The organism is Methylosinus sp. DMC45 (assembly GCF_056313885.1).
Window position 1 is genome coordinate 114,368 of sequence record NZ_JBQUZK010000051.1, and the last position, 12,361, is coordinate 126,728.

12 protein-coding genes and 3 pseudogenes are annotated in these 12,361 nt (G+C 60.7%); 7 read left to right on the forward strand and 8 right to left on the reverse strand.

All coding sequences use genetic code 11. From position 1 onward, the window contains the following. Nucleotides 1-267 precede the first annotated feature (267 nt). The 3 genes from repA (at nucleotide 268) to repC (ending at nucleotide 3,992) form a co-directional block, all read left to right on the forward strand. The gene (gene repA, locus ACT53T_RS16825) at nucleotides 268-1,497 is read left to right on the forward strand and encodes a plasmid partitioning protein RepA (protein ID WP_476162093.1); all 1,230 of its coding nucleotides are present in this window, start codon (nucleotides 268-270) and stop codon (nucleotides 1,495-1,497) included. Continuing rightward, nucleotides 1,494-2,477: a plasmid partitioning protein RepB gene (repB, locus tag ACT53T_RS16830; protein WP_476162094.1), complete on the forward strand. Its 984-nt coding sequence runs from the start codon at nucleotides 1,494-1,496 to the stop codon at nucleotides 2,475-2,477. The genes repA and repB overlap by 4 nt, the downstream gene beginning before the upstream one ends. 189 nt (nucleotides 2,478-2,666) lie before the next feature. Then, the gene (gene repC / locus ACT53T_RS16835) at nucleotides 2,667-3,992 is read left to right on the forward strand and encodes a plasmid replication protein RepC (RefSeq protein WP_476162095.1); all 1,326 of its coding nucleotides are present in this window, start codon (nucleotides 2,667-2,669) and stop codon (nucleotides 3,990-3,992) included. A gap of 296 nt (nucleotides 3,993-4,288) precedes the next feature. On the opposite strand, the gene ACT53T_RS16840 is transcribed toward repC, so the two are convergent. The 3 genes from ACT53T_RS16840 to ACT53T_RS16850 form a co-directional block, all read right to left on the reverse strand. Then, nucleotides 4,289-4,636, reverse strand: coding sequence for a helix-turn-helix domain-containing protein (locus ACT53T_RS16840; RefSeq protein ID WP_024882301.1), 348 nt, complete (start codon nucleotides 4,634-4,636; stop codon nucleotides 4,289-4,291). A gap of 4 nt (nucleotides 4,637-4,640) precedes the next feature. After that, nucleotides 4,641-4,988: a type II toxin-antitoxin system RelE/ParE family toxin gene (locus ACT53T_RS16845; RefSeq protein WP_476162096.1), complete on the reverse strand. Its 348-nt coding sequence runs from the start codon at nucleotides 4,986-4,988 to the stop codon at nucleotides 4,641-4,643. Nucleotides 4,989-5,096: 108 nt separating this feature from the next. Next, nucleotides 5,097-5,405: a hypothetical protein gene (locus ACT53T_RS16850; RefSeq protein WP_476162097.1), complete on the reverse strand. Its 309-nt coding sequence runs from the start codon at nucleotides 5,403-5,405 to the stop codon at nucleotides 5,097-5,099. Between the two features lie 262 nt (nucleotides 5,406-5,667). Here ACT53T_RS16850 and ACT53T_RS16855 point away from each other — a divergent pair, with 262 nt between their 5' ends. From ACT53T_RS16855 to ACT53T_RS16865, 3 genes and pseudogenes are all read left to right on the forward strand, one after another. Beyond that, entirely contained in the window at nucleotides 5,668-5,907 is a 240-nt protein-coding gene (locus tag ACT53T_RS16855; RefSeq protein ID WP_476162098.1) for a hypothetical protein, read from the forward strand. Between the two features lie 266 nt (nucleotides 5,908-6,173). Then, a complete protein-coding gene (locus tag ACT53T_RS16860) occupies nucleotides 6,174-7,238 on the forward strand; it encodes an AI-2E family transporter (protein ID WP_476162099.1) in 1,065 nt (354 codons plus the stop codon). Nucleotides 7,239-7,423: 185 nt separating this feature from the next. Beyond that, nucleotides 7,424-7,725: pseudogene (locus tag ACT53T_RS16865) on the forward strand (IS110 family transposase); the annotation flags it as partial. A 189-nt stretch (nucleotides 7,726-7,914) separates the two neighbouring features. Here the strand turns inward: ACT53T_RS16865 and ACT53T_RS16870 are convergent. The 3 genes and pseudogenes from ACT53T_RS16870 to ACT53T_RS16880 form a co-directional block, all read right to left on the reverse strand. After that, a complete protein-coding gene (locus tag ACT53T_RS16870; protein ID WP_476162100.1) occupies nucleotides 7,915-9,552 on the reverse strand; it encodes a hypothetical protein in 1,638 nt (545 codons plus the stop codon). Nucleotides 9,553-9,642: 90 nt separating this feature from the next. Continuing rightward, nucleotides 9,643-9,975: a hypothetical protein gene (locus ACT53T_RS16875; protein ID WP_476162101.1), complete on the reverse strand. Its 333-nt coding sequence runs from the start codon at nucleotides 9,973-9,975 to the stop codon at nucleotides 9,643-9,645. Continuing rightward, a pseudogene (locus ACT53T_RS16880) lies at nucleotides 9,954-10,218 on the reverse strand (transposase); the annotation flags it as partial. The pseudogene ACT53T_RS16880 and the gene ACT53T_RS16875, both read right to left, overlap by 22 nt. Before the next feature lie 356 nt (nucleotides 10,219-10,574). Between ACT53T_RS16880 and ACT53T_RS16885 the strand changes: the two are divergent. Continuing rightward, on the forward strand, nucleotides 10,575-11,009 hold the full coding sequence (locus ACT53T_RS16885; RefSeq protein WP_476162102.1) for a PA2169 family four-helix-bundle protein: 435 nt from the start codon (nucleotides 10,575-10,577) through the stop codon (nucleotides 11,007-11,009). 319 nt (nucleotides 11,010-11,328) lie between these two features. On the opposite strand, the gene ACT53T_RS16890 is transcribed toward ACT53T_RS16885, so the two are convergent. Further along, a complete protein-coding gene (locus ACT53T_RS16890; protein ID WP_476162103.1) occupies nucleotides 11,329-11,880 on the reverse strand; it encodes a hemerythrin domain-containing protein in 552 nt (183 codons plus the stop codon). Nucleotides 11,881-12,206: 326 nt separating this feature from the next. Further along, nucleotides 12,207-12,320: pseudogene (locus ACT53T_RS16895) on the reverse strand (transposase); the annotation flags it as partial. Nucleotides 12,321-12,361 lie beyond the last annotated feature (41 nt).

The following is a 12,361-nucleotide window of genomic DNA, read 5'->3' on the forward strand; positions in this document are numbered from 1 at the left end:
CCGCCACCGCATCGACCATTTTGCCACAGAAGACGGAATTCATATTTCAAGGGGCTAGCAATGAAAGCCCGTAAAGGCCTGTAGCTGCTTAAGAGTGGTGGCGCGGTTGGCCGCGGCCAACTCAACGTGCGGTCCTGGCGTAGAAAGCCCGACGAAGTCCGTTAATTTTCATTTACGATAAATTTATTGCTCTCCTGGCCGAATCGTGGCTTTTTGATACGGAAGAAATCTGATTTGACGCCTCTAACCGTATCGAGAAAAGAAGCCGTGGACACGGACATTCGCCGTTCCAACATTGTCCCTCCTCAAGGGGAGACTTCGGATGTCCGTATTTCCGCGCAGGCAAGACTGCTGTCGGAGCAGCTCCAGTCTCTCGGAGCTCGCCTCTTTCCACCGGACAGCCACAAGTCCCTACGTTCCTTCTCATCGGGTGAAGCAGCGAAGTTGTTGCGCGTCTCCGACGGATATTTGCGTCAGCTCTCGCTCGACGGGATTGGACCAATCCCCGAAACCAGCGCGTCGGGGCGGCGCTCTTACACCTTGGTTCAAATCAACGAACTCCGTCGCCATATCGCCTCGGCGAAGCCACGGGAGGCTCAGGTGGTTTTGCCACGGCGGCGCCCCGGCGAGAAGATGCAGACGATCGCCTGTACAAACTTCAAGGGCGGTTCCGCAAAGACGACGACATGTCTGTATTTGGCGCAGTATCTTGCATTGTCGGGCTTTCGCGTTTTGGCCGTCGACCTCGATCCGCAAGCGTCCCTGTCGACGATGCTCGGTCTCCAGCCGGAGTTCGACCTGAAAGAAGGCGACACAATTTACGGTGCAATTAGATACGACGACCAGCGTCGGCCGATACGCGACTGCATCCTCAAGACCTACTTCGACGGCCTCGATTTGATACCTGGCAATCTCGAACTCATGGAGTTCGAGCATGAGACTCCGCAAGCGCTGTCCTTAGGCCAGCATCCGGCCGGAGGCATGTTTTTCCAGAGACTGGGACGCGCGCTTGCGGAGATTGAGACCGACTATGACGTTGTGGTCGTCGATTGTCCGCCGCAGTTGGGCTACCTCACCCTTGGAGCTTTATGCGCCGCCACTGCCCTTTTGATCACAATTCATCCGCAGATGGTGGACGTGGCTTCCATGTCCCAATTCCTTCTCATGGCCTCGGATTTGATGGCGGTGGTTCGCAAGGCGGGGGGCGATCTTCGACATGACTTCATTCGTTATGTGATTACGAGACACGAACCGCACGACGGACCTCAGTCGCAGGTCGTGGCCTTACTTCGCGGACTGTTCGGCGATGAGGTCTTGGCCGCAACGGTTTGGAAATCGACAGCGATCGCCGACGCAGGACTGACAAAGCAGTCTCTCTACGAACTTGATCGAGGTGCCGTTGGCCGCGCCACCTATGACCGCGCGCTCGAATCTCTCGAGGCGGTCAACAGTGAAATTCTTGGCCTCATTCTCCGCGCTTGGGGAAGGATCACATGACCCGCCGCAATGTGCTCAAGTCAATTTTCGAAGAACAGTTGGCCGCGGCCAACCCGGTGACAAAGGCCGAAGCGCAGGGTCGAGACCGCGTTCTGGCTGGGCCCGTACGCACGATGAGCCTCACGCTCGATAAGATCGAAGAGGAGTCCCGGGTTCTCCAAGAAGCGCTGGCGACTGGAGCCTCTGTGGTCGATCTCGACCCGCAGCTCGTGGATGTTTCGTTCATTCGAGATCGTTTCCCCGCGGCCGATGATCCCGCGTTCGCCGCGCTAAAAGAATCGATGCGCGGCCACGGGCAAGAAGTCCCAATATTAGTGCGACCGCACCCAGGACAGGGCGGCCGATATCAGGCGGCATATGGGCATCGAAGAATAGCGGCGGCGCGCGAACTCGGTCTGAAGGTCAAAGCCGTCGTTCGCAGCCTGGACGACCAACAACTCGTTCTTGCCCAGGGGATCGAGAATTCCGTTCGGAGTGATCTCTCTTTCATCGAGAGGGCGATTTTCGCTAAAACTCTGGAGGATAGCGGTTACGACAGACCAGTCATCATGGCCGCCTTGTCGACCGACAAGACCGAACTTTCGAAAATGATCTCCGTGGCGCGCTCGGTCCCCGAGGATTTGGCCAAGGCCATTGGTTCGGCGCCAAAGGCGGGGCGTCGCCGATGGCTGCAGTTGGCCGATCTACTGCAGAGTGAGGATGCGCTTCGCCGTGTTGAGCTCGTGCTCGCAGATCCCGACGTGACTCGCGACTCCGACGCGAGGTTCATCCGAGCGCTCAGTGCGGCCAGCGAGAGAGAGTTCGCGCGCTCGTCCACGCGGATCTGGAAAAACTCGGCTGGCACCCCGCTCGCGCGCATCAGCCGTGACAAAAAGACGACCGTCGTGCGCTTTGACGAAAAAGCGGAACCCGATTTCGCAGGTTTCGTATTAGAGCGTCTCGACGCTCTCTACGAGGAATTCCGCTCGCGTCAAAGCTGAGCGGGGAGTTGAGTTCGTTCCACGATTTGCAAAGGAGTCCATCGCAAAAGAAAAAGGCCCCCGAAACGTCGTCCCGGAAGCCCTTCTCATAGTGTCGCAACTAAGAGAATCCCACTTCCGCGAATCGCTGTCAAGAGTCGGCGCCGTTTTGGTGAGCAGATTTCTTTTGCCTGAACGAGGCAAAGGATCATGCAGATACACCCAACGACGCCCTTTGGGCGGCGGCCGCTGTCGCTCGCCATGGTGGCAAGTCAGGCGGCAACCGAGAATTTCACCACCAAGCCTGGCGCATCCGAAACCGTCGTCCACAAATGGCGGCTGTTTCGGGCGCTCACCGAAGCCAAAGAGCCGCTCGGCATCACCGAGCGCGCGCTATCGGTATTGCACGCACTTTTGAGTTTCCATCAGGAGACCGCTCTCTCTTTGCCCGAGCGCGATTCGAGGGACGGCGAAGCGGCCCCCGGCATCGTCGTATTCCCTTCGAACAGGGAGCTGTCGATTCGCGCCCACGGCATGGCGCCCGCAACGCTGCGGCGGCATCTCGCCTGCCTCGTCGACGCAGGCTTGATCATCCGCCGAGACTCCCCGAACGGTAAACGCTTCGCCCGGAAAGGGCAGGGGGGAGCCATAGAGGACGCCTTCGGCTTCGACCTCGCGCCGCTCGTCGCGCGCTCGAGCGAAATCGAGAACCTCGCCGAGGAGGTGCGGGCCGAGAACCGCGCGATCGCGCTGCTGCGCGAGAAGATCACGCTCACTCGCCGGGACATCGTCAAGATGATCGAGACCGGATTGGAGGAGGGCGTTTCGGGCGACTGGGACGACGCGCATCAGCGCTATGCGGCGCTCTCGGGGCGCTATGGGCGAGGGCTTATGCGCACCAATTTGGAGGCTCTGGCGGGCGAGCTGGCTACGCTGGCGACCGAAATCCACAAGTCGCTGGAAACGCACGTAAAGGCTCAAAATATGAGCGGCAATGAGTCTCAAACTGAGCGCCACATACAGAATCAAACTACAAACCTTTCTGATCTTGAACCTAGCCTTCGAAAAGGCAGGGCCAATTCGTCTGAGCCAAAGGTCGAAGAGGGCGAGGAGCCGATCGCTCGTGCGCCAGGAACGTCGTCGGAACGCTGTCGGACTGTCGATCCCAAACCGCCGCTTCGAACCTATCCTCTCGGCATGGTGCTGGAGGCCTGTCCAGACATCGTCGATTACGGCAAGGGCGGCGAAATTTCCTCATGGCGAGACCTGGCGGCGGCGGGAGCGACGGTGCGCTCGGCGCTCGGCGTTTCGCCAGACGCTTGGTCGCAAGCTTTGGACGTCTTGGGTGAGCATGACGCCTCCATCGTCATCGCCGCGATCCTGCAACGCGGAGATGAGATCAAGAGCGCCGGTGGTTATCTCCGCGTACTGACCGAAAAGGCGAGGGCGGGGGAGTTCTCGCTCGGGCCTGTGCTGATGGCCTTGTTGCGCGGCAAGGCCGCGAAGGCAGCGCGCCTGCGAAAGTCTGCCGGATAAAGGAGGTTCCGATGCAACACTTGCGCGGCGCCGGAGATCTGCATCGGGGATTCGGCGTCGGCGAGACGCTGGCCTGTCATCCTTGCGATCGGGCGTCATCGGCTTAGTCGCCGTCGCTCTTCTCCCCTCTGCGTCACGCGGCCGGCCGGAGGCGGACAAATGCGAGGCCCAGTTTCGGCCGACCGTGTGGATTGTGGGGCCACTCGATCGTTCCTTGGTGCGGGTAGGGCCGAACTCGACGAAGAGTTCGGCGGGGCGTGCCCGCGCGCCAGTTGCACTCAGCAGCGTGACGTCTTTCACGCTGCTGTTTTGGCGCGACGCTGTCCTTTGCGCGGCGTTCTCTCGCCAATTCCGGCCTCCTGGATCACCAGAGCCGGGTCGCGCGCCAGAATTCTCACCAGCATTCCTGCGGCGCCGGAAGGGGAGCGCTCGCCGCGCTCCCATTTGCGCACGGTTCCCAGCGACGCGCCCGTGACCTTCGCAAATTCTTCCTGCGTCAATCCCGCTTTGAGGCGCGTCTCGGCGATGAAGCTCCGATCGATCTTCAGCTTGTGCGCGCGGGTTCCTGCGCTCGGCTTTCCTTTGGCGTAGGCGAGAGCGTCTTCGAGACCCGAGATCATGCTTTCGAAATCTTTGCCGTCCATCGTCCTATCTCCGGAATTGGGTGCGGATCGCGTCGGTGAGCGCCGTCGCCGCTTTGCGCTGTCTGGGATCGAGGTCTGCTTGCATGTTCTTGGCGTAGACCGTGATCAGAAAGCACGGCATGTCGGCGTCGTGAAAAAATGTGATGAGGCGGGCGCCGCCTCGTTTTCCTTTTCCGCCCAGCGGAACGCGGACCTTCCGCATGCCGCCCGTGCCTTGGATCAAATCACCGGCTCGAGGGTCGGCCGCGATCATATCGATGACGGCCGTTCTCTCGGCTTCGCTCATGATCTCCGTCGCGCGCGCCAGATAGGTTTCTGTCTCGACGACGGTGATGAGGGCGGGCGAATTCATAGTCGATGCATACCCCAAAGGGGTAGCCGAATGCAAGGCGTCGGCGCGGCGTGCGGTTCGAAAGTGGGTCCGCCTGGCCACGCTGCTCCTCGGGCGGCGGTCTACTGGTCAGTGCCAAACGACGCCGTGGCCGCCGGGATGGTGGGCCCGAACGAAAAACCGTCGCGCCGCTTCGGCGGCGACCACGGCCGCCGACCTCGGGGTCCGCCCCGCCGTTCTCGAGAGGGCGATGCACGAATATCCGGGCTTCGCCAGCGTCAGTCCACGAATGAACCGCGACGTCGGTCCATCGATGAACCGCAAAGATCCGACGCCTGAATTCGATTTTTCCGGGCTGTCCAGCCATGAAACGCGAACGACGCGCGCGGTTTTCCGGCCTTTTTGAACAATGTCCGATAAGCGCAGATTATCGGACATGGAATCCGCCAGACAGGCGCGGCGCTTGTGATCCATAGCCGACCAGAAAAGCGCCGCGAGAAGTCCCGGCTCGTCAGACCACGAGCGCCCTTCTTATCGCTTCGGGAACCTGTGCGATAACGCGTAGCAACACGGCGGCCGCGGCGCTGACCGTGCGCTGGCCCTGTTCTCACTTCCGATAGCCCGGCAGCCCGTCCCCATGACGTTCCGAGTGCGAGACGTTTCTGGGACGGGCTGCCGGCCGGAATTCCAAAATAGAAAGTTGCTACAAATCGACCGTTTGAAGTCGCATCCGAAGGTCGAAGTTCGCCGCTCGCCACCCAAGGAAAAGCAAGAAAAAGGCCGGAAAACACCCCTTTTCGTCGATTTTGCGGGCCAAAAGCCCGCTTCCAAAGCCGTTCCAAGCGCCGCTTTCGGCGGCCGCAGCGACGAATTTCGATCCCGGGCGGCGAAAGAGAAAAAAGCATCTTCCATTACTCAAGCTACACTCGATATAACTTGATAGTAGCCTTGCTTCGCATGGAATTAAAATGGGGTTAGATATTCCCAGCTCTGTTTCATTCGAGCGCCTGCAGGTGCCCTTCGAGAGCGCGTCGGACGCCCTCGCGCGTTTCGAGGAGCGACTTCGCTACGTTGTCCAGAGCGGTGCAGATACGCCGCCCCGGAACCAGTCAGAGTGTACGACGTTTGAGGAGATGGAAAATCGCCTCGTTCTGCTCCGCACTTCGCGTCCGAACGGTCCGTGCGATGCCCCGCCGGAGCAACGGAATGGCCTCCCTTGAAACAAACCGGTCCACGGCGTCGCTGTCTCGGAATGGAGAAGCGGCTTGGGAAGCCGCGACGCAGGTCGCGATTGTAGGCATTTTCGTCATTCTGCTCGGTGCGACACTCGAGCTGGCGCGTACGCTGTTGTTGCCGATCGTTTCGGCCGCCGTTCTCGCGCTCGTACTCGGACCGCTCGAGATGGCAACGAAGCGGTGGGGCGTCCCGGCTTGGCTATTTGGTCTGCTCGTAATCTGCGGAGCTCTCGCCACACTAAACGCCGCGATTATCCCTGCCGCGGCTTTCGTCATCGGTTGGATGACGCACACGCCAGAGATCCTGACCGCTTTGATCGCTAAACTGCGTCCGCTCATGCAGCCGCTCGACCCGCTTCGTCTGCAAGGCGACGCTGCCGGCACGGGAGCAGTGACGATCAATGTAACCGAGCTGGCGAGATCCGCACTGACGTTCCTCACCCCGACGGTGGGAGAAATGGGTATCTTCCTCGCGGCTCTATTCTTCCTACTAACGAGCCGCGACGAGCTGCGGAGGTTCTTGGTCCTGTCCTATGATAATCAGGAGAGCCGCCTGCGTACGTTGCGAATCCTCAACGAGATCGAGACCACTTTGACGAGCTATGTTGCCGTGGTGACGGGCGTCAATCTAGGCTTTGGCGCGATTATCGCCATCCTCGCGCAGCTCGTCGGTCTGCCGCAACCTCTTCTCTGGGGAGTGCTGGCATTCACCTTGAAATTCCTGCCCTACCTAGGACCGGCGATCATCTTCGCTCTCTTGATTGGAGGCGGCCTTACGACCTTCGATTCGCCCGGGCAGGCTTTCATCGCGCCCGCCGTGTTTACCGTGTTGGACACGATGGAAGGATATTTCGTCACGCCGAGCATCGTCGGCAAGCGACTGACACTCAGTCCCGGGCTGGTGTTTCTAGCCGTCGCGTTCTGGACGTGGCTGTGGGGACCGATCGGCGCGTTCCTGGCGACGCCGCTGCTCATAGTAGGCACGGTGACGATCAATCACGCTTTTCCGCGGCGTGAGGCCGATTTACCGGGGTGAAGGTTTTGATCGGGCGTCTCGCTGGAGCCGTAACGGACCCCGAGCCCGATGGCGAAGGACTGCGGTGTGAATCGCTCGACGCTTTGACCCCTAATCGGCAAGGAGTCACCAAACCGAGACGTTGATTGCTCCTGTATATTCTCGTGGCCTCCACACCGATTGGGGCAACGCACCGCGCCGAATGACAGGAGGATCTCATCGTTTCGGTTCCGGCGACCTTTGCTCGCACTCTCATCGCCGAGCTGCCAGAGCTCGGAATCGTCGATCGCCAAAAGATCGGGGCGCTCATCGACGTCGCGCGATGGACGCGGTAGTCCGGACAATGGCGCGGCAAAAGCTTCATCGGCGGCGGGCGAGCCGCCGTGCGGTCGGCGTTGTTCCGTCGGCGCCATGCACGCGCTTCAACCCCGAGCTGAAGGCGATTCGCGACAAGCTTGTCGCCGCCAGCAAGCCCAAGCTCGTCGCGCTCACCAGCTCCGCTGGGTAGAGTCGCGAGCCCCGGCCAAGCGGGTACCGCCACAGTGGCATCGGACGACCTCTACGCCAATTTGGTGCGGCTACTAGCGGCCGCGCCAAAGCGTCTCGACAAGGACGCCGCCGTGATGGTGGTGCTCCTTATGTTAGGAGACGCCTAACCGGCCTGCGTCCGCAAGACAGCGAGCGATCACAGCACCCGTTATGCCGCCGACTCGCGATCCGCCTTCTCCGTGGCCCGCGCTTTCGCCTCCGCGGCCGCGATGCGGCGCGCGCGCAACGCGCCGGTCGGGTCGGTCACCTCAACGAGTCGGAAATTGGACAAGGCGACACGGCCGGTCGCGTTGTTCGCCGCCGCGAGGAAATAGACGTAGAAGTTCAAACCATCGCCGCCCGCCTTGCTCGACGTCGCGACCGGGGTCACGCCGAGCGGCGCCGAGGCGCCGTCGATCACAAGGATCACTTCCTGATCGCCGAGAACCGGCGATTCGGCGGTGACAACCAGATAATCGCCGGGCTGCGGCCCGATCCATTGAAAGTCGAAGGCGAGCCCATATCCGTCGCCGAAATCCGAATTGTCGTAGCTGCCTTGGAAGTAGGAGAACGCCGGATATCGGCCGGGCGCGGGCCAGAGATAAATACGGCCGCCGCCGTTCGAGTCGAAACGGACATTGCCGCCGAAATCGACGAGAGCGATCGGCAGCGCCTGCGTCGAATAGGCGTACGTGGTGCCGATCGACGGTCCGACCTGCAAATTCCATTGCGAATAGGTATTGGCGCCGCCCGGCCAGTTCTGATTGAGCGAGGGCAGGAACGACTTGGGCGCTGGCGGCCAGGCGAGGCCGAGCGGCGGCTCGTTGTTCTGCGCGGCGCCGATCGCCGCGCCGCCATACCAGGTCGCGGCATAGGCGTGCTCATCGCCGGGGTCGCTGAAATAGAGCTCTGATGGTTGCAGCGCCACTTCGACGATATTCCCGATGTCGCCGCCGCCCTGATAAGCGACGCCGAAATAGGAGGCGTAATTGTCGATGAAGACGCCGGCGGCGCAGGAATAGGACGGATTTTCGATCTGCAGCTGATCGAGATGGAAGCCAAGCAGATTCGCGCCGTTCGCCTCGAGTGGCGTCGTGCTCTCGGGCGAGTCGAGAATAGTGAGATGCGCGACCCGCCGCCCGCGCTGCTGCAGCGTCAGCGCGGCAACGGTCGCGACCTTGGAGCCGTGGCTGTGGCCGATGAGACGCAGCAGGCCGGTGTGCGCGTTCCAGAAGCTCGGGACGATCGCCTGCTCGAGCGCGTCGGCGAGACGCAGTCCATTCACGTGGGTATAGGCTTCCGACTGATAAACGTCCTGATATCCGTCGAAGCCCTTCTCGGTCGCCGAATCGTCGATCCAGGAATAAGCGAGGACGACGGCGTTCGGGTCCTGCTGGACGATGGATTGCAGCACGCCGACGAAATTGATCGGCGCCGACGGCGCGGACGACGGAAGCCAAGCCCAGTCCGATGTCCATACGCCGCCGAGGGCGGCGTTGGCGCCCCACCACAGCACATCGCCATTATATTGGTCGATGATGGAGCGATAGGTCGGCGCCCAGCCGTGGATGAGGACATAAATGGTCGGCGGCGTCGTTCCGGCGCCCAGGCTGCCTGGGGCGACCGATTCGAAGGAGGTGGAAGGATCATTATAGGATGGCAGCATGGTTCCGCCGACCCATTGGCCGAGACGTTCGATGTTGGAGAAGGCGTTGCCGCGAACCGCGGTCGACCAGTCCGACGGGCCGTTCGGCGGAGCGGGAGGCGCGGGAATGGCGGTAGTAGCAACGAGAGTGGACGAAGACATGTAGTCCTCCAATCAATATGAATAACGGAAGGAGTATTGCACGGCCGATCGGTTTTGTCCGCTGTGGTGAGCGCGATGCGCTGGGTCGCTTCAGGGATCAATGCAGGTCGAACACCGTCGCCGTCGTCTCGAAAGCGTGGGTTCGGTCCAAAATTTTGACGCGGACCATTTCGGGCTATGTTCTCCGTCGTCAGTCAGGCGGAACAGCGCAATGATCGATTTCAAGGGCAGCCCTTTTGAGCGCGAGCCGTCGAGGAATTCCTTGTAGCGCCGCGCCTTGCCGGCCGAAGGCGCCGCTTCGAACACGGCCTTGGTTTTGGCTTCGAGCCCGAGGATATGCGATCTCAGCGTCGTCGTCGGGGCGACGCTGAAGATCGAGTCGAGGCCATGGACCCGGCAGAATCGATCGTCTCGGGCGTGCAATAGTGGCTATCGGCGCGCAGCAGAATTTTCGTTCTCGGCCAATTGGCGCAGCAGTCGGCGCAGGAAGCGCTTGGCCTCCTTTCCGCTGGGGCGCTTGGCTGGCCGCGGCATTACCTAGACGAAGCGGCCGGTCATGATGTGCATTGAAGAGGCGGAGCTGCTGGCCTCCATGGACAGCGTCGAGGTGTCGTCGATGTCGAGCGTGATGCGCTCAGGAACGCGCTGGAATGACTCGCAATAGAGCGCTTACCGATCGAACGATTCCGTTCGATCGGTAAGCGCTTGCCTGGCTCGCCGAGCGGCGATCTGCTTTTTTTTCCGGAGAGAGCCGCGGCGCCGGCCCCGTAAATTCGTCGTCGCTCCGGCGCGCGGGACGCACCCCGTGACGCCCGATCGGCGCCGACTGGTCGGTCGACAGCAAAGGCGAGATAGCACCGCCGAGTAGCCGCTCAAGCCGCAAAATCTCCGCGCTTTTTAAAAATGCTTTTGGAACAGGGGGCGTTCTGATTCGTTGTACCGCGACGAGGTCGTGAGGCGAACTTGTGTCCTCGTATGCCGCCGTGGCCGGCGGCCTTCGCAGACAAGCCGGAGGTTTAGCAATGACGAATGTCATCTCCATCCTCACCCATCTCGCGGACATCAGTCGCGATGGCGCCAAGGGCTTTTCCGATGCCGCCGAGGCCGTGAAAAGCGCCAATCTCAAGACCACTCTCGAGACCGCGTCTCAACGCTGCGAAATAGGCGCGCGTGAGCTGGACGCGGAAATATCGAAACTCGGCGGCGAGCCAAATTCCAACGGAACGGTCGGCGGCGCATTGCACCGCGCATGGACCAATCTGACGGCCGCCGTCACCGGCGGTGACGACAAGGCGGTCCTCGCCGAATGCGAGCGTGGCGAGGACGTCGCCAAGGCGGCATATGAAGAGGCGCTGCAATCGGACCTTCCGGCGGAACTCAAATCCACAGTCCAACGTCAGTATGCTGGCGTCAAAGAAAACCACGATCTCATAAGGCGTCTGCGCGACGCGGCCTGATCTGCAGGCTCCAATGCAGCGTGTCGAGGCCTTCGGAGAAATTTGCAGGGCCTCGGCATAGGCGCACGCTACCAAACGCGTCAGGTCCGCCGAGGATTCCGGCGAACGGCAGGCACGTTCTCTACGAGCGGACCCAGACAGCAATTGAGTAGCCCTGCAATGCAAAGCACGGCCACCCTTTGAAGCCGAAAAAGGCGGCGCTCAGCGCAACGATAAGAAAAATGATCGCATAGACTCATAATGTGCTCGTACATGCAGCGATCGATCGCGGATCGCCTATCGCTCCTGGTGGAGCAGTGCAATGCTAACAACTCCTGTATTATTGTCGGGCGCTGGTCGCGTGCACCGGATGACCGGCTCTCAGGTTGATGCCTTTCATCGCGCGCGTCTCTGGCATTGGAATACCTTTTTCCTTGAATCGCTTGGCAAGTTCCTCTCTTCGCTCCGCGAGCGGTTTTGCGAGTTCGTGCAGGTCCACGCCCGACCGTTTCGCCTGCGTGAACATACCCCCGATCTGCTCTTCCTCATTCACATGATGCTTTATATCTTCCCCAAGCACTTTGACCTTTGCGTGGTAGAACTCGTCATTCGCGCGCCCTGATAGCACTTCCGCGATCAGCATCTTCGCGCCGTCGTGCTCGACATATGCCTCCTGCAGTATGTCCTCTTCGATTTTTCCGGCTAGCGCTGGGTAAAACAGCTCCTCCTCGATCGTAGTGTGAACAATAAGTTTAAGACAAATCTCGTTAGCGATCTTTTGTTTCGCGGTGCTTCCTTTTGCCTGTTCGAAGGCCTCAAACAGTTCTTCGACTTCGCGGTGGTCCGCCTTGAGCAAAGCGATTGCGTCGATTGATCTTTCAGCTCTTGCCATTTCGTTAACCTCTCTTTTGAGTCGCTAGAAACGTCACTAACAGGCCGCTCCTTCGCGATCGTCGGGGGTACGGAGGAACGCGTCGCCACATGGATGGTTCCTGCCAGCTGGTCAGCCTCGAGCGAAGGAAAAGCGTTTTTTGGTGCGGAGATGTAGCGCGTCCAACACCAGCGGGTCCGGTGTTGGACCGGAGCTTGGTCGTGTCCCGTGACGCGGTGTATTCGAGGGCTCGGCGCCGAGGGACTTCCGGCGTGCGCCGGTCTGATCAGGGCGTCACGGGCAGGCTGACGAGGGGTCATCGCTCAAAGCAGCAAGACAATCCAGCGTGCGCCGACGAGGCGCTTGGTCGCCTTCTCGTTCGGGAAGAGGCCGATGACCTTGGTGCGGCGCTTGATCTCGCCGTTGAGGCGCTCGACTTTGATCGTCTCGGCGAGACGCGATGTCGTAGCTGTTGAGGAAGCTGCCGACCGAGGGCTCGACG

Coding starts and splice junctions, on each gene's coding strand:
- ACT53T_RS16840 (WP_024882301.1), bottom strand. CDS start 4,636: ATGGACGGCAAAGATTTCGAAAGCATGATCTCGGGTCTCGAAGACGCT.
- ACT53T_RS16860 (WP_476162099.1), top strand. CDS start 6,174: ATGGCCTCCCTTGAAACAAACCGGTCCACGGCGTCGCTGTCTCGGAAT.
- ACT53T_RS16870 (WP_476162100.1), bottom strand. CDS start 9,552: ATGTCTTCGTCCACTCTCGTTGCTACTACCGCCATTCCCGCGCCTCCC.
- repB (WP_476162094.1), top strand. CDS start 1,494: ATGACCCGCCGCAATGTGCTCAAGTCAATTTTCGAAGAACAGTTGGCC.
- repC (WP_476162095.1), top strand. CDS start 2,667: ATGCAGATACACCCAACGACGCCCTTTGGGCGGCGGCCGCTGTCGCTC.
- ACT53T_RS16850 (WP_476162097.1), bottom strand. CDS start 5,405: ATGTCCGATAATCTGCGCTTATCGGACATTGTTCAAAAAGGCCGGAAA.
- ACT53T_RS16885 (WP_476162102.1), top strand. CDS start 10,575: ATGACGAATGTCATCTCCATCCTCACCCATCTCGCGGACATCAGTCGC.
- ACT53T_RS16845 (WP_476162096.1), bottom strand. CDS start 4,988: ATGAATTCGCCCGCCCTCATCACCGTCGTCGAGACAGAAACCTATCTG.
- ACT53T_RS16890 (WP_476162103.1), bottom strand. CDS start 11,880: ATGGCAAGAGCTGAAAGATCAATCGACGCAATCGCTTTGCTCAAGGCG.